Below are 21,167 nucleotides of genomic sequence, written 5' to 3' on the forward strand. Positions count from 1 at the left end.
TTTCGGCGGAAGCGATTGCGCCGCAGTACAATACGGCCGATGCTCAGGACGTGAGCGGCAGGCTGAGGTCGTAGACCGTGGTCGTGCCGACGGTTATCGCAGTGAAGTTGGCCTTGACCCATGCGGTGATTTCGCTGGCACTGCCCGATCCGCCGCCCGGGCCCATGCCGCCGCCCGGAGCGCCCATGCCGCCCGCGATGAAGTAGTGGATCTCGCCATTGGCGACGTACTGCTGGAACTGGGCCAAGGTGGGCGAGTTGTCGCCGCCGGTGAAGCCGCCGATGGCCATGACCGAAGTGCCGGTGGACAATTCGAGACTGCCTGCCGATTGGGCGCCCACTGTTGCCGCGCCCCAACGATTGTCGGTGTTCTTCAGCAGCTGTTGCAGCGCCGTGTTGTTCGCCGTCGAGCCGCCAGGTCCGCCGCCGTCACCCGGGCGGAACCCATCGGCATCGTTGCTTCCTGGTGTTGCGGCATCGGAAGTTGTTCCAGCCGTGGTCGATTCGGCTCGGGCGGGCGCCAAATCGCCGCCGTCCATGGGGCCGCCCGGTCCGCCACTCATTCCGCGACCGCTATTCGGCCCCGAGGTCGGGATCGAACCGTTGTGCGATGTCGCCGCGGTGTCGATGGTGTACGCCGCGGTTCCGGCCAGTCCGGACAGCAAACCGGCGATGGCGACCACCGCGGTCGACCTGCCGAGTTGGTGGGCGCCGACAATCACGATCGCGGCGATCACGATCGATCCGATCAACACGATCCAGCGCAAGGCCGGATACCAGTCGGGTGTGCGGTCGAGCAGGATGAAGTTCCAGACGGCGGTCGTCGCGAGTATGACACCGAGCGCGATGCGCGCCGTCCGGAATCGCCTGCCCCGCCACAGCTCGGTCACCGAGACCGCCACCAGTGCGGCGATCGCGGGCGCCAAGGCCACGGTGTAGTAGGGGTGCATCGTGCCCTGCATGTAGCTGAATACGACGCCGGTCGCCAGCAGCCAACCACCCCACAGCAGCAGGGCGGCACGGGTCCGCCCGGTGCGCGGCGTGCGGCGGGTGAACCATAGGCCCGCGATCAGACCGATCAGCGCGGCGGGCAGCAGCCAGGAGATCTCGGTTCCCATCGAATCCCCGAACAGCCGCGTAATGCCGATGCTGCCACCGAAACCGGTGTTGGCACCACCACCCGGACCACCACCCGGGCCACCACCGTTGCCGGATCCGCCGAGTACCCGGCCGAGGCCGTTGTAGCCCAGCGCGAGTTCGAGCAGGCTGTTGTCGGTCGATCCACCGATATACGGCCGAGAATCACTCGGCCACAAGCTGACCAGTGCGACGAACCAGCCACCCGAGATCACCATGGCCGCGAAAGCGCCGACCAGCTTGCCGATTCGGCGCCAGCAGGTGATCGGCGCGGCGACGAGGAACACCAGGCCGAGTGCTGGCAGCACCAGGAACGCCTGCATCATTTTGGTGAGAAAGCCGAAGCCCACCGCGACACCGGCGAATGCGAGCCATCGTCCGCTGCCGCGCTCGGTGGCGCGCACCGTGCAATAGGCCGCCGCGACCAGCAGCAGCACCAGCAATGCGTCCGGATTGTTGAACCGGAACATCAGTGCCGCAACAGGAGTCAGCGCCAGTGTGGCCCCGGCGAGCAATCCTGCGGCCGGACCGTTCCAGCGCCGGACCGCACCGTACACCAGCCCGACCGATGCCACACCCATCAGCGCCTGCGGCAGCAGCATCGAGAAGGAACTGAATCCGAGCAACCGCCCCGACAACCCCATGACCCACAGCGCGGCCGGCGGTTTGTCGACGGTGATGGCATTACCGGCGTCGAGCGAACCGAAGAGCAGCGCCTTCCAGTTCTGGGTGCCCGCCTGCACGGCTGCCGCGTAGAACTCATTGGCCCAGCCCGATCGGCTCAGCCCCCACAGATAGAGGACGGCGGTCACCGCCAGCAGTGTCCACAGGCCGGGACGGGCCCAGCGGGGCTGGTCGCGGGAGCCGAAGAGCAGTCGGGTCCATCGGGTTTGCTGCCGTATCGAGCCATCCGGCTCGGCGCGGTCGGCGCGCCATACGGGCGCTTCGGTAGCGGTAGTCATATTTCCGATCCTGATCTGCGGACGTGGGTCCGATATTTGCGATTGCTGTGCACTGTCTGTGCGGGCTGGGCGCTGTTGCCCGCCGTGAGCCCATCGATCGGAGGTCGGGTGCTGATCGCCGCCGGATCTGCGGGCAACCGCACGGTGAATTCGGTGCGGCCCGGCATGCTGTCCACCGTGATCGCACCGCCGTGTGCCTTCACCACCGCGGCCACGATCGCCAGACCGAGTCCGGAACTCCCCGCGCGCCGCGAGCGCGACGTATCGCCGCGGGCGAATCGCTGAAAGATCTCCGGCTGCAACGCTTCTGGAATGCCGGGCCCGTCGTCGACGACCCGCAGCACCGCACCGCCGTCGCCATCGAAGGCCAGCGCCGTGACGACCGTGGTCCCCGGACCGGTATGGACCCGGGCATTGGCCAGCAGGTTGGTCAGCACCTGATGCAATCGGGCGGCGTCGCCGACGATTACCACGGGTTCGTCGGGCAGGTCGAGATCCCACTGCTGCTCTGGTCCGGCGACATGTGCGTCGCTCACCGCGTCCACGGTGAGCTGGGTCAGATCGACCGCCTCGTGTTCGAGCGGGCGGCCGGAATCCAGCCGAGCGAGCAACAGCATGTCCTCGACCAGCGCCGACATCCGCCGGGCCGCGGAGTCCACCCGGCCCATTGCATTGGCCACCTCACCGGGTACCTCCGCCCGTTTGCGTTGCGCCAGTTCGGCATAGCCGCGAATGGCGGCGAGCGGAGTGCGCAGTTCATGGCTGGCGTCGGCGAGGAATTGCCGGACCCGCGTCTCACTGGCGTGTCGGGCCGAGAGCGCGCCAGTGATGTGATCCAGCATCCGGTTGACGGCCGAGCCGAGCTGCCCCACCTCGGTATGCGGATCGGCATCGTCTCGTGGCACCCGCACCGGCAGGGTGACCTCCCCGCGATCCAACTGCAGATCGGCCACGCGCGCGGCGGTGGCCGCGACCCGGTCCAGCGGCGCCAGCGCGCGGCGAATCAGCCAGATACCCACCGTGACCGCGAACACCAGCACGATCACGGTAACGATCACCAGCACCCACAACACCCGCATGAGCGTCTCGTCCACGGATGCCAATGGCAGCCCGGTGACCACCGTTGTGCCCTGCCAGGTCCGGTCTGCGATCACGCGATAGCGGCCCGCACCGTCGATATCGACGGTGCTCGCCCTGCCGTTGGCCGCCACCGCGGCAAGCTGTCGGCGGGCGGCATCCGATAGCGCGTCCTGTATGCCGTCGCTGCCGATCCGGCCCGCGGCGGTGACCGTGCCCCGATCGACGATCGCACCCACGGCATCGGGCTGGATGCCGCGCCGGTCGAGGAATTCCGGCCCCGGTCCGGTGCTCTGCGGATGCGGCGGCGGGGGCGGGGGTGCGGACTGGTTACCGGAAGACCCACCGGGCGGCGGCCCCAGGCTGGGACCGCCACCGGAATCGCCGAGTGAGCGCTTCTGCACATCGATCAGCTGGGTATCGAGTTGATGCACCATGAACTGTTGCAGCGCGAACTCGGTCGCGGCGCCGATGCCGACCACCACGGTCACCAGGAGCAGCGCCTGCCCGACCAGCAGCCTGGCCCGCAGCGACCACCGTCGCGGCGACCGCAGGCGGCGCACCTCAGCCCGCGGGCTTGAGGACATATCCGGCTCCGCGCAGGGTATGGATCATCGGCGCCCGACCGCTATCGATCTTCTTGCGCAGGTACGACACGTAGAGCTCGACGATATTGGACCGGCCGCCGAAGTCGTAACTCCAGACCCGATCCAGAATCTGCACCTTGCTCAACACCCGCCGCGGGTTGCGCATGAAGAACCGGAGCAGTTCGAATTCGGTGGCCGTCAACACAATCGGGGTACCGGCCCGGGTGACCTCATAGCTGTCCTCGTCGAGAACCAGATCACCGACCACGATCTGGGCGCCGCCGTTCTCGCTCGCCACCCCGGTGCGGCGCAGCAGCGCCCGCAACCGCAGCACCACCTCTTCGATGCTGAACGGCTTGGTGACGTAGTCGTCACCGCCCGCGGTGAGCCCCGCGATCCGGTCCTCCACCGAATCCTTCGCGGTCAGCAAGAGCACCGGCAGATGCGGAACCTGCGCGCGCAGCTTGCCGAGCACCTCGAGTCCGGTCATATCGGGCAGCATCACATCGAGCACCGCCACATCCGGCCTGGTCTCGCGCGCCCTGGTTACCGCCGTGCGCCCATCACCGGCCGTGCCGACCTCCCAGCCCTCGTATCGCAGCGCCATCGACAACATCTCGGCCAGGACCGGTTCGTCATCGACGACGAGCACATTGATCGGACTGCCGTCGGCGCGCCGCATGGCAGTCCGGTTGGCCGGGCTGTTTCCAGAGGTCATCGTGGACATGGGCCTCATACTCCGGGCGGTGGCTCGGCAGCGGCTATGGCCCGGCTGTGAACTTGCTGTGCGCCGAATCGGACATAGCCGATCCTGACCTCGCCCACAGCTCGCACCTAATTTCGCCGACGACGGTTGACCCCGACCAGGACTACCCGGACCGGCGCGCACCGGCCGTCACCGCAGAGGAGCACCCAGCATGACCACCCTCATCCACCAGCCCCCGCCCGACCAGGACCCGACCTGGGGCGCGCCGACTCCCCCGTCCTCAACCGGCTGGTCGACCCGAAAGACCCTGGCCGCCGTGGGTATCGCCGGTGTGATCGCCGCGGCGGGCGGCGGCATCATCTATGCGGCGTCGTCCAGTGACAACGGTGGCAACCAAGGCCCCGGCGGACCGGGGATGAGCATGAACGGCCAGCCCGGCCAGATCGGCGCCGGTCCCGGCGGTGCCATGACCGGCCCGCCGCTGCACGGCCAGGTCGTCGTCTCCGACGGCAATGGCGGCTATCGCACCGAACTGACCCAAACCGGCACCATCACCGCGCTTTCCAGCACATCCGTCACCGCCAAGAGCGCCGACGACTACACCCAGACCTACACCATCACCGCAACCACCACCGGCACGACCAGCGTGAAAGTCGGTGACACCGTGACCATTCGGGGCACCCAGACCGACGGCACCAATACTGCGACCGCCGTCGGCACGAGCACCGGCGCACCGAACGGCATGAACGGTGGCCCCGGCCCACAGGGCGGCGGCCCCGGCGGCAGCACCAACGGCCTGAACGGATCCGGTATGGGCAGGCCCATGGACGGTCCGCCCACCCGCCCAGGCAGCTGAGCCGTTGGAAGCCCGCCCGCCGGTCCGGCAGCGGCGCGGCAGGGCTCGAGCACCAACCACCCCTAGCCGCGATATTCGCCGCGAAAGCGGAGGTAAGGCTGCCCCCGGCCGCCGGACTAGGACTGCGCCGCGCCGAGTCGTCGGTCGATAACGGCGAGCGCCAGTTCCGCCCAGCGGATGTTCTCCTGTTCGAAGGACACACCGCGCATCAGCGTGAGATATGGGCCGATATGGTCGGCCTCCAGCAGATATGCCTGTTCGGTGCGGCCGTCGAGCAGCCGCGTCCGAAGTCGTTCGTAGCGGGCCAATTTCGCCGCGGCCCACTGTTTGCGCTCGGCGATCGCGGCGCGCACGGCCGCCCCGTCGCCGACATCCACCGCCTGCACCTTGACCATCAGCTCGTCCCGGATGGCCGTGGGCTTCGGCTCCTCGGCGGTAAAGGCGCGCAAGGCTGCCCACCCCGCCTCGGTGAGCGAGTGCAATCGTTTGTTCGGCCTGCGCTCCTGCTGCACGACCCGCGTTCGGATCAGCCCTTCCTCGGCCATCCGGTCGAGTTCGCGATACAGCTGCTGCGGAGTGGCCATCCAGAAGTTGGCTACCGACGCGTCGAAGCCCTTGGCCAGGTCGTAGCCGGAGGCCTCCCCTTCGATGAGCGCGGCCAGCACCGCATTGCGTAATGCCATCGGGTCAGGTTATCACCTCGGCGATTATTCAAAATATTGTCTACTCAGCTATGGACACTCGTGCCTGTTCCTCGCTAATCTTTGAGCCAAATAGTCAACAAATTGAGTATGAAGGTGAGAGATGCACCCCTTCCGCACGGCCGTCGAGACCCGCGACGCGGCCGCCATCGAGGCGCTGCTGGCCGACAATGTCGTATTCACCAGCCCGGTCGCGTTCAAGCCCTATCCGGGTAAAGCGATCACCGCCGCGATCCTGCGCGGCGTCCTGCGAGTATTCGAGGACTTCCACTACGTGCGCGAGATCGCCGACCCGAACGGGCGCGATCACGCGTTCGTCTTCGAGGCGAAGGTCAATGGCAAGCAGCTCACCGGCTGCGACTTCCTGCACTTCGACGCCGACGGCAAGATCGATGACTTCATGGTGATGGTGCGCCCGCTCTCGGCGGCGACTGCACTGGCCGAGGCGATGGGCGCGCAATTCGAGCAGATCCAAACCGAAGCCTACGCCGCCACGCGGCCGAAAGGCGCAGACGCATGAGCGATTTCGACGCCATTGTGATCGGCGCGGGCAATGCCGGTCTGACCGCGGCCGCCACGCTGCAGCGGGCGGGCGCGCGCACGCTGCTGGTGGAGCGCCACAATATCCCGGGCGGCTGCGGTACTTCGTTTCGGCGCGGGCGCTTCGAATTCGAGGTCGCACTGCACCAGCTGTCCGGGGTGGGTGTCGAGGGGCAGCCGGTCTCCTTGCGCGAGGGCCTGTTCCGGCAGCTCGATATCGCCGACAAGCTGGAATTCGTGCAGGAACACGACCTGTACCGGGCGGTGATTCCCGGGCAGCTCGACCTGACACTGCCCGCGGACTGGGAGGGCGCCATCACGACGATCGAAGAAGCGTTCCCCGGCAATGGATCTCGGGCTCGTGCCTTCTTCGATCTGGTCAAGGCGGTCGCCTTCTGGCAGATCGCAGCCAAGCGCGGCATGCCCGCCGAGGAGATCGATCCGACGCTGTTCACCTACGGGCTGCGCCCCCTTCGGCAGGTGCTGGATGAGTACTTCGAAGACGAAGCGCTCAAGTGCGCGCTCGGTATCTATTGGACCTACCTCGGCCAGCCGCCGTCGAAGCTGCCCTTCCAGGATCTGGCGCTGACGCTGTTCGCCTATTTCGAATTCAAGCCGTGGCATGTGCGCGGCGGATCCCAGGCCATGTCGACCGCCATTCTGGATTCGTTCCTGCGCGCGGGCGGTGAGGTCCGGTTCAATACCGCCGTCGACGCCATCCGCACCGAGGCGGGCCGGGCCATCGGCGTCCGGCTGGAGGACGGGCAGGAGGTCACCGCGCCCGATATCGTCTCGAATGCTTCGCTGCCGGTCACCTACGCGATGCTCGGCGATATCGTGCCGGCGGCCGTCCGCGATGATCTCGCCAGCCGCCGCATCGGCGTCTCCGGCTTCGTACTGCATATGGGATTGGCCGCCACCCCAGCGGAATTGGGCTTCACCGCCAGCACGAGCTTCATCAATCGCGACGCCGATGACGACCGCACCCAGGCCTCCTGGCACACGCTCGAACCAGCACGCGGGGTCTGCGTCTCCTCCTACGACGTCGCTCCCATCGGCTTCGCCCCATCCGGCGCGACCCATATCAGCCTGATGACCCTGCAGTACGCCGACGCATGGGACAACATCGCGCCGCAGGACTACGCGAGGACCAAATTCGCCTATGCCGAGACCCTGCTCGATGTGGTCGAACACATCACACCCGGCATCCGCGACGCCATCGAAGAGGTCGATGTCGCAACACCTTTGACAATGATGCGCTACCTCGGCCACCCAGGCGGCGCCATCTACGGCTATGACCAGGACGCCACCGAGAGCTGGCTGTTCCGCAACAGCGAGCGCCGGACCCACGTCCCCGGACTGCATCTGGCCGGATCCTGGGCTGGCATCGGCGGCTTCCAGCCCACCCTCGAAGCCGGTGCCCGCGTCGCCCGCCGCCTGCTTCGCACCAAAGCCGCCTGAAGGGAGCATCTTTCGTGACACACCCACTCGCCGACCGCTTCGGCGGCACCGCCGAAATCCTCGCCGAGATCGCCGCACGCACACCCGACGCCCGCGACTATCACGACGAAACCCACCGGACCGTCGATGCATACCACCCCAAGCGGTTGCGGGTGGTGGTCACCGACGTGATGGCGGAAACCGCCACCAGCAAGACCTTCCGGATCGCGGCGGCCGATTCGGTTCCACTCCCGCCATTCCTGGCCGGACAGTACGTCAACGTCTTCATCGACGGCACCAGCAGGCCGTTTGCGATTTCCTCCAGCCCGGCCCGACTCGACCACTACGACCTGACCGTGCGCCGGGTACCCGGCGGCCGGATCAGCAATCTGCTCATCGACACCATCGAGATCGGACACCGCCTCAGCACCACCGGTCCGCTGGGCACCTTCCACCACAATCCGCTCTTCCATGGCGATGACGTGGTGTTCCTGGCGGGTGGATCGGGAGTCGCCCCGGCGCTGAGCATGATTCGCGATATCGTCGACAATGGGCTGGGCCGTGGCTTCCACCTCGTCTACGGCTCACGGTCGGCCGATGACATCATCTTCCGCGGCGAACTCGACACGATCGCCGCCGCGCACCCGAATATCCGCGTCGATTACGTGATCGCCGAACCGAATCCCGGCTGGCACGGACGGACCGGATTCCTGACCGCCGAGACGATCACCGCGCTGGTCGGTGAACTGCGCGATCGGATGGTGTACGTATGCGGTCCGCAGGCGCTGTATCCCTATGCGCTGCAACAACTCATGTCGCTGGGACAGCGCCGCCGCCGGATTCGCTTCGAGGCCAATGGCGCGCCCGCCGACCCCACCGCACAACCACACTGGCCCGCCGGACTCGATGCGACCGAAGAAGTGACCGTCACCGTGGGCGCCACCTCGTTCCGCACACCACGCAACCGACCGTTGCTGGACGCGTTGGAAGATCAGGGCATCCGGCCCGAGGCCGCCTGCCGATCCGGCGAGTGCAGCCTGTGCCGCGTGCGGATCTGCAAGGGCGAGATCCACAATGCCGAGGAAGCGCGACTGCGCCTGTCCGACAGCCGGTTCGGCTACACCCATTCCTGCGTCGCCTACCCGCTCACCGACGTCGAGATAGATATCTGACCCGACCCGCCTGGTGCCGCGAGCAACCCGCCGAGCAGTGCGGTAACGGCGGGGTCGAACAGCCGCCGGGCCCGGGGCGCGGATTCCAGACCGATCACCATGGCGATACAGATATCGGCGGCCGCCGCGGGCGACACCTGCTCGACGGTGCCCGCCGTGGTGAACAGTCCGACCAGCAGTTCGCGCAGGTCGGTGGTGAATGCGGTGCAGATATCGCCGAACAGGCGTGCCTTGTGGTCGAGCAATTCGGTCCCGTGCGCAGAATCGCCCTTCAGTTGCAGCACCAGCTCTAGTTTGGCCGCCAATACCCCGCGAATGCGTTGGGCCGCAGGACTTTCCGTGGTAGCGGCGGTCTCGGCCCGCGCGAGCGCCCGAGTGTGCAGGCGTTCGGCGAGCCGCCGGACGGCATCGTCCTTACTGCGGACATATTGATAGACCGCCGACCGGGACACCCCCATGGTGGCGGCGATGTCGTCGACCGTGGTGCGCCGCACCCCGTAGCGGGTCAGGCACGCATAGGTCGCGTCGAGCACCTCCGCGAGCCGGTCGGGGGCCATGATCAGGACAGCTTCTTCAGCAGTTCTTCGGCGACACCGGCCGAGGACGCCGGATTCTGGCCCGTGATCAGGTTGCGGTCGACCACCACATTCGGGGTCCACGGATCGGCCTCGCGGAAATCGGCGCCGATCTCGACCAGCCGGTCCTGCAGCAGCCATTTGGCCTTATCGGCGAAACCCGCCTGCGTCTCTTCGACATTGGTGAATCCGGTCAGGGCGTAACCGGCGAAGGCATTGCTGCCGTCGGCCTTGGTCGCGGCGAGCAGCGCGGCGGGCGCGTGGCACACCACGGCCAGCGGCTTACCGGAATCCAGTGCGGCGCTGAGCAATTCGCCGGAGGTGGCATCGACGGCGAGATCTTCCATCGGGCCGTGGCCACCGGGGTAGAACACCGCGTCGTAGTCGGCGAGGTCGGCCTCCGCCAGTTTGCTCGGGTTGTTCAGCTCGGTGCTGGTGGCGAGCACGCCCGCCCGCTGGTCGGCGATCTCCTGACCGCCGTTGGCCTCGGGCGCGAGGCTGCCCTTGTCCACCGTCGGCACTACGCCGCCGGGGGTGGCCACCACGATCTCGTGACCCGCGGCCTTCAGCGCCTGGAAGGGCACAACGAACTCCTCGGCCCAGAAGCCGGTCGGGTGCTCGGTGCCATCGGCCAGCGTCCAGTAGTCGACGCCGGTCATCACGAAAAGGATCTTCGACATGGGTTGTCTCCGTCGTTCTGAGCCCGGGCAGCGGGCTCGCTCTCCGAGTTGCCGTCGCGCTGGTTCGAGTCCTCCACGCAGTGGATGAGCTGACATTCTGTGCTCGATTCGGCAGCGGCGACATGGTCGAAGGTAGACCCGCCCGATCAAGGTTGACCAATAGAATCGGCTATTCGAGACATCGAAATTCCGATGGCTCGGCACCGGATGTCCACCGGCCGCCGACAATGGGTCCAGACCCCGGTATCGCTGGAAGAGCCGAGCGCCCGTCCCAGCTGTCAGCTGCCGGGTACGCGGTCGCCGGATGCCATGGACGGGACAGCCCGCGCCCCCGCCGGTCGACCCAGTCGAGCCGGCATGTGCTGGTAACCGCGCAGGGTGGACAGGCCGCGGCGGCTGGGTTCGCCATCGAGGCGCAGGTCGGGGAAGCGTTCGAACAGGGCAGGTAGCGCGTGTGCCGCTTCCAGCCTGGCCAGGCTCGCGCCGATGCACGCGTGGATGCCGGAGCCGAACGAGAGGTGCTCCTTGGCGTTGGTCCGGGCGATGTCGAATCGATGCGGGTCGGGGAAGTGCGCGGGATCGCGGTTGGCGCCTGCCAGGGACACGATGATCGACTTTCCTGGCTGAAGGTGAACGCCCGCACCGAGATCCACCGGTTCCAGGACTCGGCGAGCGGCTATCTGCACCGGCGGGTCGAACCGCAGCACCTCCTCGATCGCGCCGGGCCAGCGCTGCGGCTCGGCGCGCAAGAGGTCGAGCTGGTCGGGGTGGGAAAACAGGAGCGGGATCGCGTTGCCGATCACGTTCACCGTGGTCTCGAAGCCAGCGGCCATCAGCAGGTTCGCGTTGGCAATCAGCTCGGTGGTGCTCAGATCGCCCGAGGACACCAGGACGCTGAAGATGTTCTCGCGGGGTTCGCGGCGCAATTTCTCGATGTGGGCGGCGAGATAACCATTCATCGCCGCCGTCGCGGCTATCGCGCGTCCGTGCGTCCGCCGGGAGATCCCGACGTCCAGCAGCGGAGTGACCACATCACCCCAGCGCAGGAACAGCTCGCGGTCGGCAGCGGGGAAACCGAGCATCTCGGCGATGATGGCAATGGGGACCTGCGCGGCGAAATCGCCGATCAGGTCGGCCGATCCGCGCGCGGACATGGCGTCGAGTAGTTCGGTGGTGACCGCACGCACCCGGTCGCCCAACCGGGCGACGGCGCGCGGGGTGAACGCGGAGGCGACCGGCTTGCGCATCCGGCTGTGCTCCGGTGGGTCGAGCATCAACATCGATGGCGCCTCGGTCAAGTTGGGCGGCAACACGACTCGCTCGGCATTGCGGCGCAGCGGGCCGGGCACGGCGGGGTCGATCGGAGTGCGCGCGCCGAATCTTCTGTCGCGCAGGATCTCCCGGCACAGCCGGTAATCGAAGGTCGCGTAGCCAACCGGGCCGGTATGCACGCTGCCGGTCCCACGCAGCTGATCGATCAGCGAATACGGATCGCTGCGGCCTTCCGCGCCACTGAGCAGCCGGGCGAACGGGTCGCCCAAGCGGCGCTGCGCGCGCAATGCCAGCCGCGGCACCCCGTGCTCGGCTGCCCACCTGACCGCGTACCGTGCGTTCATCAAAACCCCTGTGTGCAATGGCGAAAACATCACAGTACGTGGCGTTGCGAGAGTTCTGAAATACGCGTGGCTCATAATTATCTTTTTCGTTTTGCTGTGCAAGACTGCATTGGTGGCCGAGACCGCTGAACTAGTTACCAATGTTTCCGACACCGCCCGCTGGGTGGCCGCCTACCGGGCCGCCGAATCCGCGCGCCCCGATGCCCTCTTCCACGATCCCCTCGCCGACCGGGTCGCCGGGGAGCGGGGCCACGCCATAGCCGCCCGCGCGCCGCGCTTGATGCGCAATGGCTGGAGCCTGGTCGCCCGGACCAAGCTCATCGACGACCTGATCCTGAAGACCGTCGCGCAGGGCTGCGATCTGGTGGTCAATATGGCCGCGGGTATGGATACCCGCCCGTACCGGCTGGAGCTGTCCGCCGAATTCCCTTGGATAGAGGCCGATCTCCCCGAATTGGTCGCCGAGAAGAACAAGCTGCTGGCCGGGGAGTCGCCGCGCTGCGCACTCACCCGCACGGCGGTGGATCTCGCCGATCCCGAGGCGCGGCAGCAGTTCCTGGACGGGGCCCTCGCGGGTGCACAGCGGGCACTGGTGCTCACCGAGGGTCTGGTCTACTACCTCAGCGACGACGATGTCGTCGGCTTGGCCGCCGCGCTGGCTCGTCCTGAAATCGCTTGGTGGGCACTGGATGTCAATAACCAGGCGGTTGTGAAGCGAATGGGCAAGGCCACCACCGAACTGCTGGCCAACGCACCATGGCAGTTCGGTCCGGTCGATCCGCTCGGCTTCTTCGCCGCCCTCGGCTGGACGGCCGACGACGTGGAACCTCTGGTCTCGGCGGCACACCGGTTCAACCGGCTGCCCTGGTTCATGAAGCCGATCATGCTCTTCCCACAGCCGGATCCCCGCAAGCCGATCGAAAATTCGTCGAGGCCTTGGAGTGCGGTGGTGCGGCTCGAGCACACACCATCGAGCCTCTAGCTCGCGTAAACGAAAGGCTCTCCACCCTATGGGTAATAGCTGGCTACGTCGCCTGTCCCCTGCGCCGGGGAACGGATCTCATAAACTGGTCTGCTTTCCGCACGCCGGCGGATCCGCCATGTCTTTCGGACGATTGGCCGAAGGCGTGGGGTCAGAGTATGAGGTTCTCGCTGTCCAATACCCGGGGCGACAAGATAGAAGACGGGAACCGCTCGTCGGGAATATTTCAGACCTCGTCGACGGCCTGCTGCCCGAGCTGGTAGCAGCAGTCGGGGATGCCCAGGATTTCTCCTTGTTCGGGCACAGTATGGGATCTGTCGTGGCTTTCGAGGCATGCCGACGGCTCGAGCACGAGGTGGGAGCGAGCCCGAAGATCCTGTTCGCCTCCGGTCGGCGCGCACCTTCGGCGGCGCCACCTGAGCTGCGAGTGCACCTGCTGGGCGATCGAGAACTCGCTGAGCAACTGGTCCGGTTCGGCGGTACCCCATCGGCGTTGCTCGAGGATCCCGAATTTCGAGAGCTGATCCTCTCGATCGTCCGGAACGACTACCGAGCCATCGAGACCTACGAGTGCAGTCCGGAGGCGATGGTCAGCAGCCCCATCGTCGCAATTGTCGGCGATCGTGACCCCGATGCCAGTTTCGCGGAGATCGAGGTATGGGGCTCGCACACCTCTGGAAGCTTCTTCGCGAAATCATTTCCGGGCGGCCACTTCTTCATCGATGCGAATTGCCGTCCGATAGGACAGTTGATCCGCGATCATTGCGCTCGAGCGCTGTCGGGCTAGGGCCACAATGACCGGGTGAGCATGGCGCCCACCCGGTCATTGTTCCTAGCTCTCGAGCCAGCCCTCGATCGCTTCGGCGACATCCACTGAACCGTCCTCCAGGATCGTGAAGTGATCAGCCGGTACCGAAACAACGGTATGCGTCGAATCCCACGGTTCGGCCTGCCAGTTCACCCGATCCGATGAACTCCCCAGGAAGTTCTGGGCGCACTGGATGAACAACGTCGGCGTGGCGACGGAGCCGGGCACCATCTCCTGTAGGAACTGCACATACCGGCCCATGCCGGTCAGCCGGGCCTGGTCGAAGCGACCGAATGTAGCCTCCGCCGACACCATGCGTTCAGCCATCGCCCGAAGCAGCCATTCGCCGTCGTAGTGGACGTTGTAAGTGTCCAACAGGACCACGCCGTCGGGCGTTGGGCCACCAGCGGCTTCCAGGTGCTCGGTGACGAGGTAGGCCAGCAGTCCGCCCGAGGAGTATCCGACCAGAACGAACGGATCTCCCTGCGCCGCCTCGAGGACGGAGCGCGTCACGGCTTCCGCGGCCGCCGTCGGCGTCGTCGGCAGTGGCTCACCCGTCCGACAACCGATCGGCGGCAGCGCCAAAACGTCACGGGCAGTTCGCAAATGCGATGCGATCCGGGCGTACTGATGTGCGCCGCCGGTGGCCAGCGGCGGCGCGAGGCAAATGATGCGTGGCAGGGTGGAGCCCGCGGCGAGCCGAATGGGCACCGGCACTCGGTCCAGTTCGTGGGCCGAGGAGAACTGCTCACGCAACTCCGCCGCCGCCCGCAACAAAGCGAAACCCTTGCCGGCCTGGCCGGACGCTACCGCGCCACGGAACATCCCGTACAACGAGTCGTCCGCACCATCGGGTTCATGGTCGGTTCGTGAGTCTGCGGTGAGCTCCTTCTGCAGGTATCGGGCCAGTGCCGCCGGCGTCTTGTGATCGAAGATCGCGGCGGTCGGCAGCGTCAGGCCGGTGGAAGCGCTGAGGGCGGTGCGCAACTCCATGGCGGCCAGTGAGTCGAACCCCGATTCGAGGAAGTCCCGCTCGGGGTCGAGTGCCTCAGTGCTCTCGTGTCCCAGCAGTCTCGCCACGTTCTCGAGGACGTGCGTCCGGAGCCACTGTTCCTGTTCGGACTCGGACAGTTGTGCCAGTCGTCTGCGAAGCGCCCCCACATCCTGTGTTCCGGTGCTCTGCCGACGCCCGGTCCGCTTGACCAAGTCGCTGAGCAGCGGGGGCACCGCGTCCAGAGCACGCAACGCGGCAAGGTCGATCTCGACCGGTACGTGTACCGGACGGTCCGTGGACAATGCCGCGTCGAACAGCTCGAGCGCCTTGGCGGCAGCCAGTGGCGGCACACCGCTGCGGCGCATACGCTGCCGATCGGCCTGGCTGAGCCGCTGAGTCAGTCCGGTGTCGGACTCCCACAGGCCATAGGCGAGCGAGGTGGCCGGCATGCCTTCGGCGTGACGGTGGGCCGCGAGCGCATCGAGGAACATGTTGGCGGCTGCATAGCCGCCCTGACCCGGGGGCGGTACCAAGCCTGCCACCGAGGAGATCATCACGAAGGCGGACAGCCCGGCCGCACTGGTGAGCTCGTGCAGGTACCAGGCGGCGTCGGCCTTGGCACCGAGGCAGTAGTCGATCTGCTCCGGCGTCAAGTTGTCGACCAGCCCGTTGTGGGTAACCCCCGCCGCGTGGACGATCCCACCCAACGGATGCTCCGCGGGTATCGAGGCAAGCAGGTCCCGCAGCGCTGCACGGTCTCCGACATCGCAGGCGGCTACGCGCACCTCGGCGCCGAGAGCGTTGAGTTTCTCGATGAGATCCGCGGCGGCGGCTGGTCCACGTCGGCCGACCAACAGCAGGTGTCGCACACCGTGCTCGCGCACCAGGTGCTCGGCGAGATAGCGACCGACTCCGCCGGTACCACCGGTGATCAATACAGTCCGCTCGGGATCCCAGGGGGTCGGCCGCTCCGATTCTGGTGACGCGGCGCGGATGAGCCGCGGCACCCGCGTCCCATCCGCATGGACATTCAGTTCCGGCTCGCCCGTCAGCGCTGCTGCTACCAGGTGATCCGCCGTTGTCGCTGCGGGAGCCTCGATGAGCACGAGCCGCCCCGAGTTCTCCGCCTGCGCCGCGCGCACCAGACCCCACACCGCAGCCGCGGCCGGGTCGGCCGTGCTGTCGGTGATCACGGCGAGAGTGCTTGCGGCGTAGCGTTCGTCGCGCGCGAACTCCTGGATGACGCCGAGCGTGCGATGCAGAGCTGTGCGCAGCCGGACCGGCACTTCACCGCCGTCGAGCGGGGGCCGGAAGAGGAGGACCGAGGCCGACTCCGCCGCGCCCCACTCGGCCCAGGAGACTCCCGCAACGGAGTGCAGCTCCGGACCGGGCCGCCAAATGACCTCGAACAGCGCATCATGTGCGGACTGGGATGCGGCCGCGAGCAGTTCGAGGGACAGCGGGCGCACTGCGAGGGACTGCACCGAAAGCATGGGCGCGCCACCGGAATCGGCCATGGTCAGGGTGACTGTCCCCGCCTTCGGAGAGGTCAACCGAACCCGAACCCGCCGGGCGCCGTCGCTGTGCAAACGCACCGAAGACCAGGTGAATGGTACGAGGATCGGACGCTCGGCGTCCTCGTCCACGCCCTGCGGATGGCTGAAGGCCAGTGCGTGCATCGCCGCATCGAGCAATGCGGGATGGACACCATAGCCTTGGGTAGCGGTCTGCTCGGGCAGGGAAACCTCGGCGAAGAGATCCTCGCCGCGGCGCCAGAGGGCTTCCAAACCTTGGAAGGCAGGCCCGTAGTTGTACCCATTGTCGGCGAGTTCGTCGTAGGCGCCGGCCAGCAGCACCTGCGTGGTACCGACCGGTGGCCACTGCGCGAAGTCGGCCCAGCTTTCCGCTTCGTCGGTCTCCCGGCTCGGGCGCACAGCGCCTTCCGCATGGTGCGTCCACGGGACCGACGGATCGTCATCATCCTTGCGCGAGTAGATGTCGAGCCGGCGGCGACCGGTCTCATCTCCGTCACCGACGATCACCTGGATCTGTACACCGCCGTGCCCCTGGAGCACGAGTGGCGCCAGCAGCGTGAGTTCCTCCAGTTCCGGACAGTCGACCTGGTCTCCGGCGTGGATGGCCAGCTCGACGAATCCGGTGCCGGGCAGCAGCACGGTACCGAGCACGTCATGATCGGCCAGCCAGGGATGGGTGGCCGTGGACAGGCGGCCGGTGAATCGGACACCCCCGCTCTCCGGCTGCGCCACCACCGCGCCCAGCATGGGATGTTCGGTGGACCGCAGACCGAGTGCGTGTGCCTCCCCGGTGTGCAGTTGGCCCGCGACCCAGAAGCGGCGGCGCTGGAAGCTGTATGTCGGTAGATCTATTTTCACTGCTCCGCTACCGGCGTGGTACGCCGTCCAGTCCACTGTCGTGCCTGCGACGTATAGCCGGGCGAGTCCGGTCAGCAAAGTCGTGGGGTCGGCGTTGTCGCGTCTGGCCAGCGCGATTGCGGTTGCGGTGTCGAGAGTTTGAGCGATCATCGGGGTCAGAACCGCATCGGGGCCGACCTCGGCGAACCGGGTCACACCCATATCCGCCATCGTGGTGACAGCGTCGGCGAATCGCACTGTCTTGCGGATATTCCCGACCCAATACGACGGGTCGATCATTTCGTGCTCGATCCGGGCACCGGTCACCGTGGATACCAATGCGAGGCTCGGGCGGGTGAACGTCAAACCCTCGATCGCCGAAGCGAATTCGGCCAGCATCGGCTCCATCAACGCCGAATGGGAGGCATGCGAGATCCGCAACCGATGCGTCCGCCAACCACGCTCGATGCACGCCTGGACAATGGCCAGGACCGCGTCTTCGACACCGGAGAGCACCACCGACGATAGGCCGTTGACCACCGCGATCGACACCTCACCACCCAGCAACGGCAGCACATCGGCTTCCGAGGCACCCACAGCGACCATCGCGCCACCGGCAGGCAGCGCCTGCATCAACCGGCCGCGCGCGGCCACCAACACACACGCATCCACCAAGGACATCACTCCGGCTACATGGGCGGCAGCAACCTCACCGATCGAATGACCCGCCACCACATCCGCACGCACACCCCACGATTCCAGCAACCGGAACAACGCCACCTCGAACGCGAACAAACCCGCCTGCGCGAACACCGTCCGATCGACCAGATCACCGTCGGCCAACGCCACACTCAACGAAACCGATTGCCCCAGTAGCGGATCCAATTCGGCAACGATTGCGTCGAAATGCTCGGCGAACACCGGATACGCACCACGCAGCTCAGTAGCCATGCCCGCCCACTGCGCACCCTGACCGGAAAACACCACACCTGTCGAACCCGATACCACGCGACCGGTCACCACACCGGGAGCCGGCACGCCCCCGGCCAGCGCCCGTACTCCCGCGAGGACACCGTCGCGATCATCGCCCAGGACAACAGCGCGATGGTTGAACACAGCACGTGTGCTGGCCAGCGAGAAACCGACATCGGTCGGGTCGAGGTCGTGGTCGGCCACATGAGATGCCAGGCGGGCAGCCTGACCGGCAAGAGCCGCAGCACTGCGTGCCGAAACCACCCACGGCAGCACCCCACCCACCGGGTCGGTCTTCACCACCGGCACCGACTCCACGGCCGGGGGCTGCTCCAGGATGACGTGTGCGTTGGTCCCGCTGATACCGAACGAGGACACACCGACACGACGCGGCCGATCAACCACCGGCCACGACACCTCCTCGGTCAACAACCGCACATGCCCCTCGGACCAATCGACCTTCGTCGAGGGCTGATCGACATGCAGCGTTCGAGGCAGCACGCCATGGCGCATCGCCATCACCATCTTGATCACACCACCCACACCCGCGGCAGCTTGGGAATGACCGATGTTGGACTTCAACGACCCCAGCCACAGCGGACGTTCCGCATCACGGTCCTGCCCGTACGTCGCCAGCAGCGCTTGGGCTTCGATCGGATCACCCAACGTGGTTCCCGTGCCGTGAGCTTCGACCGCATCGACCTCGACCGGGGACACCCCCGCATTCGCCAAGGCTTGGCGGATCACCCGCCGCTGCGACGGACCATTCGGCGCGGTCAAACCATTCGACGCACCATCCTGATTCACCGCCGAACCAGCCATCACCGCCAAAACCTGATGACCGTTGCGGCGGGCGTCGGACAAACGCTCCAACACCAGCACACCGGCACCTTCGGCCCAGCCGACACCATCGGCCGTGTCGGCGAAGGACTTACACCGACCGTCCGGCGACAAACCCCGCTGCCTGCTGAACTCCACAAACGTCTCCGGCGTCGCCATCACTGCCACACCACCGGCCAATGCCAGATCACACTCACCCGACCGCAACGACTGCGCGGCCAAATGCATTGCCACCAATGACGACGAGCACGCCGTATCCACCGATACTGCTGGGCCTTCCAACCCCAGCGTGTAGGCGATCCGACCCGACACCAAACTGCCGGTTGCGTTGCCGCCGCTCCCCTGCGCGTAATCGTGGTACATCACACCGGCGAACACCCCGGTCGAACTGCCGCGCAACACCGCCGGATCCACACCGGCGCGCTCCAGCGCCTCCCACGTCGTTTCCAAGAGTTGCCGCTGTTGCGGATCCATCCCCGTGGCCTCGTTCGGGCTGATCCCGAAGAAGTCCGCATCGAAATCGGCAGCGGTATGCAGGAACCCACCTTCCCGGGTGTAGGACTTGCCCACCCGACCAGGTTCCGGATCATAGATGCCCTCGATATCCCAGCCACGGTCGACCGGGAGCATCGATATCGCATCGCCACCGTTACGGACCAGTTCCCAGAGCTCCTCAGGTGAAGTGACCCCGCCGGGATAACGGCAGGCCATTCCGACCACCACGATCGGGTCGTCGTCAACAGCTCTGCTGGCAGTGACCACGACATCCCGACTGGTGCCCGCGAACTCATCGGCCAGATACTTCGCCAAAGCCTGTGGTGTCGGATAGTCGAACACCAGGGTCGCGGGGAGGTGCAGGCCCGTCACGGTTTTGAGGGCATTGCGGAACTCGATAGCGGTGATCGAATCGAAGCCCAACTCGTTGAAGGCCTTATCGGCCGCAATCGCGTTGACGTCCTGATGTCCCAGAATCGCCGCGACCTGACCACGCACGATATCCACGAGCACACCGAAACGCTCGCTCTCGGGAGTGTTCGCCAACCGAGCGCGAAGCGCCGTGGCGGCTCCGGAGGCTGCTTTGCGGCGATGCGGGATCAGCGCGGAAAACAGTGCGGGCGCGGCGAACCCGGAGCTGCGCATGGCATCCAGGTCCAGACGAGCAAGCACAGGGGCCGCCGCGTCGATCCCGGTAGCCGCATCGAACAGCGCGAGGCCTTCTTCCTCCGAGAGCGGCAGCATGCCCGAGCGAGACATGCGGTGACGGTCCCGGTCGCTGAGCTCCGCGGCCATACCCCCACCCACGCTCCACAAACCCCACGCGAAAGACTGACCGCAGAGCCCGGATGCCCTGCGATGTGCCGCCAGCGCATCCAAACACGCATTGGCCGCGGCATAGTTACCTTGACCAGGGTTACCGAACGCACCAGCCACCGAACTGAACAGCACGAACGCCTTCAACGGCAGATCCACGGTCAACTCATGCAGATGCAGAGCAGCATCAACCTTGGGCCCCAACACCGCATCCAACCGATCCGGCGTCAACGACGCGATCGCACCATCATCGAGCACACCAGCCATATGGAACACACCGGTCAACGGGTGACCGACAGGCACCTCGGCCAGCACCTGCGCAAGCGCACCACGATCGGCAACATCACAAGCCACGAAGCCGACCTCGGCACCGAGACCCTGCAACTCTGCGCGTAGCTCCGCAGCACCGGAAGCAGATTCACCGCGCCGACTCAACAGCAACAGACGCCGCACACCATATGCGTTCACCAGGTGCCGGGCGAACAACCCACCCAGATAGCCGCTGGCACCGGTGATCAGAACAGTGTCGTCGGGTTCGAAGGCATCGGTCGCCGGAGCGGTCGCAGTAGTGGAGACGACTCGGGCGAGTCGCGCTCTGTATACCTGCCCACCGCGCACGGCCACCTGAGGTTCCTCCGCAGCCACAATCCCACCCAACAACCCACCGGATTCGGCACCGGCATCGTGGGAATCGGTGTCGAGCAACACGATCCGGCCAGGACTCTCCGCCTGGGCGGAACGAACCAGACCACCCACAGCCGCACCGGCCAAGTTCGTAATATCTTCCCCGGCAACCGAAACCGCACCACTGGTCCGAACCACCAACACCGACTCACCGAA

The 21,167-nt window shown here is 66.5% G+C and carries 14 protein-coding genes; 6 read left to right on the top strand and 8 right to left on the bottom strand.

Features of this window, described 5'->3' with window-relative positions; all coding sequences use genetic code 11:
* Positions 1 to 43: 43 nt before the first annotated feature.
* The 3 genes from ACWEO2_RS29355 to ACWEO2_RS29365 are packed head-to-tail and all read right to left on the bottom strand — an operon-like array spanning position 44 to position 4,444.
* Positions 44 to 2,098, bottom strand: coding sequence for an ArnT family glycosyltransferase (locus tag ACWEO2_RS29355; protein ID WP_452408279.1), 2,055 nt, complete (start codon positions 2,096 to 2,098; stop codon positions 44 to 46).
* Entirely contained in the window at positions 2,095 to 3,762 is a 1,668-nt protein-coding gene (locus tag ACWEO2_RS29360) for a sensor histidine kinase (protein WP_452408280.1), read from the bottom strand. Before ACWEO2_RS29360 ends, ACWEO2_RS29355 begins: the two co-directional genes overlap by 4 nt.
* Positions 3,740 to 4,444, bottom strand: coding sequence for a response regulator transcription factor (locus ACWEO2_RS29365; RefSeq protein ID WP_452408299.1), 705 nt, complete (start codon positions 4,442 to 4,444; stop codon positions 3,740 to 3,742). Before ACWEO2_RS29365 ends, ACWEO2_RS29360 begins: the two co-directional genes overlap by 23 nt.
* 235 nt (positions 4,445 to 4,679) lie before the next feature.
* Here ACWEO2_RS29365 and ACWEO2_RS29370 point away from each other — a divergent pair, with 235 nt between their 5' ends.
* The gene (locus ACWEO2_RS29370; protein WP_452408281.1) at positions 4,680 to 5,324 is read left to right on the top strand and encodes a hypothetical protein; all 645 of its coding nucleotides are present in this window, start codon (positions 4,680 to 4,682) and stop codon (positions 5,322 to 5,324) included.
* Between the two features lie 116 nt (positions 5,325 to 5,440).
* Here ACWEO2_RS29370 and ACWEO2_RS29375 read toward each other — a convergent pair whose 3' ends face one another.
* Complete coding sequence (locus tag ACWEO2_RS29375; protein WP_452408282.1) at positions 5,441 to 6,007, bottom strand: PadR family transcriptional regulator; 567 nt, start codon at positions 6,005 to 6,007, stop codon at positions 5,441 to 5,443.
* A gap of 121 nt (positions 6,008 to 6,128) precedes the next feature.
* Between ACWEO2_RS29375 and ACWEO2_RS29380 the strand changes: the two genes are divergently transcribed.
* The 3 genes from ACWEO2_RS29380 to ACWEO2_RS29390 are packed head-to-tail and all read left to right on the top strand — an operon-like array spanning position 6,129 to position 9,177.
* Positions 6,129 to 6,545: a nuclear transport factor 2 family protein gene (locus tag ACWEO2_RS29380; RefSeq protein ID WP_452408283.1), complete on the top strand. Its 417-nt coding sequence runs from the start codon at positions 6,129 to 6,131 to the stop codon at positions 6,543 to 6,545.
* Positions 6,542 to 8,026 (top strand): phytoene desaturase family protein, encoded by a 1,485-nt coding sequence (locus tag ACWEO2_RS29385; RefSeq protein ID WP_452408284.1) that lies wholly within the window; start codon positions 6,542 to 6,544, stop codon positions 8,024 to 8,026. Before ACWEO2_RS29380 ends, ACWEO2_RS29385 begins: the two co-directional genes overlap by 4 nt.
* A 14-nt stretch (positions 8,027 to 8,040) precedes the next feature.
* Entirely contained in the window at positions 8,041 to 9,177 is a 1,137-nt protein-coding gene (locus ACWEO2_RS29390) for an FAD-binding oxidoreductase (protein ID WP_452408285.1), read from the top strand.
* Here the strand turns inward: ACWEO2_RS29390 and ACWEO2_RS29395 are convergent.
* From ACWEO2_RS29395 to ACWEO2_RS29405, 3 genes are all read right to left on the bottom strand, one after another.
* Positions 9,144 to 9,734: a TetR/AcrR family transcriptional regulator gene (locus ACWEO2_RS29395; RefSeq protein ID WP_452408286.1), complete on the bottom strand. Its 591-nt coding sequence runs from the start codon at positions 9,732 to 9,734 to the stop codon at positions 9,144 to 9,146. The genes ACWEO2_RS29390 and ACWEO2_RS29395 overlap by 34 nt on opposite strands.
* Positions 9,735 to 9,736: 2 nt before the next feature.
* Complete coding sequence (locus ACWEO2_RS29400) at positions 9,737 to 10,432, bottom strand: type 1 glutamine amidotransferase domain-containing protein (RefSeq protein WP_452408287.1); 696 nt, start codon at positions 10,430 to 10,432, stop codon at positions 9,737 to 9,739.
* 278 nt (positions 10,433 to 10,710) lie between these two features.
* Positions 10,711 to 12,048: a cytochrome P450 gene (locus ACWEO2_RS29405; protein ID WP_452408288.1), complete on the bottom strand. Its 1,338-nt coding sequence runs from the start codon at positions 12,046 to 12,048 to the stop codon at positions 10,711 to 10,713.
* Positions 12,049 to 12,160: 112 nt separating this feature from the next.
* On the opposite strand from ACWEO2_RS29405, the gene ACWEO2_RS29410 reads away from it, so the two are divergent.
* Positions 12,161 to 13,030: a class I SAM-dependent methyltransferase gene (locus ACWEO2_RS29410; RefSeq protein ID WP_452408289.1), complete on the top strand. Its 870-nt coding sequence runs from the start codon at positions 12,161 to 12,163 to the stop codon at positions 13,028 to 13,030.
* Positions 13,031 to 13,058: 28 nt separating this feature from the next.
* The gene (locus tag ACWEO2_RS29415) at positions 13,059 to 13,817 is read left to right on the top strand and encodes a thioesterase II family protein (protein ID WP_452408290.1); all 759 of its coding nucleotides are present in this window, start codon (positions 13,059 to 13,061) and stop codon (positions 13,815 to 13,817) included.
* A gap of 45 nt (positions 13,818 to 13,862) precedes the next feature.
* Here ACWEO2_RS29415 and ACWEO2_RS29420 read toward each other — a convergent pair.
* The coding region (locus ACWEO2_RS29420; RefSeq protein WP_452408291.1) for an SDR family NAD(P)-dependent oxidoreductase at positions 13,863 to 21,167 on the bottom strand (7,305 nt) is incomplete at its 5' end.

It is taken from the genome of Nocardia sp. NPDC004278 (genome assembly GCF_053602975.1).

What these genes read in the sequence shown, in the direction of transcription:
- ACWEO2_RS29355 (WP_452408279.1), bottom strand. Translation starts at nt 2,098, where the DNA reads ATGACTACCGCTACCGAAGCGCCCGTATGGCGCGCCGACCGCGCCGAG.
- ACWEO2_RS29360 (WP_452408280.1), bottom strand. Translation starts at nt 3,762, where the DNA reads ATGTCCTCAAGCCCGCGGGCTGAGGTGCGCCGCCTGCGGTCGCCGCGA.
- ACWEO2_RS29365 (WP_452408299.1), bottom strand. Translation starts at nt 4,444, where the DNA reads ATGCGGCGCGCCGACGGCAGTCCGATCAATGTGCTCGTCGTCGATGAC.
- ACWEO2_RS29370 (WP_452408281.1), top strand. Translation starts at nt 4,680, where the DNA reads ATGACCACCCTCATCCACCAGCCCCCGCCCGACCAGGACCCGACCTGG.
- ACWEO2_RS29375 (WP_452408282.1), bottom strand. Translation starts at nt 6,007, where the DNA reads ATGGCATTACGCAATGCGGTGCTGGCCGCGCTCATCGAAGGGGAGGCC.
- ACWEO2_RS29380 (WP_452408283.1), top strand. Translation starts at nt 6,129, where the DNA reads ATGCACCCCTTCCGCACGGCCGTCGAGACCCGCGACGCGGCCGCCATC.
- ACWEO2_RS29385 (WP_452408284.1), top strand. Translation starts at nt 6,542, where the DNA reads ATGAGCGATTTCGACGCCATTGTGATCGGCGCGGGCAATGCCGGTCTG.
- ACWEO2_RS29395 (WP_452408286.1), bottom strand. Translation starts at nt 9,734, where the DNA reads ATGGCCCCCGACCGGCTCGCGGAGGTGCTCGACGCGACCTATGCGTGC.
- ACWEO2_RS29400 (WP_452408287.1), bottom strand. Translation starts at nt 10,432, where the DNA reads ATGTCGAAGATCCTTTTCGTGATGACCGGCGTCGACTACTGGACGCTG.
- ACWEO2_RS29405 (WP_452408288.1), bottom strand. Translation starts at nt 12,048, where the DNA reads ATGAACGCACGGTACGCGGTCAGGTGGGCAGCCGAGCACGGGGTGCCG.
- ACWEO2_RS29415 (WP_452408290.1), top strand. Translation starts at nt 13,059, where the DNA reads ATGGGTAATAGCTGGCTACGTCGCCTGTCCCCTGCGCCGGGGAACGGA.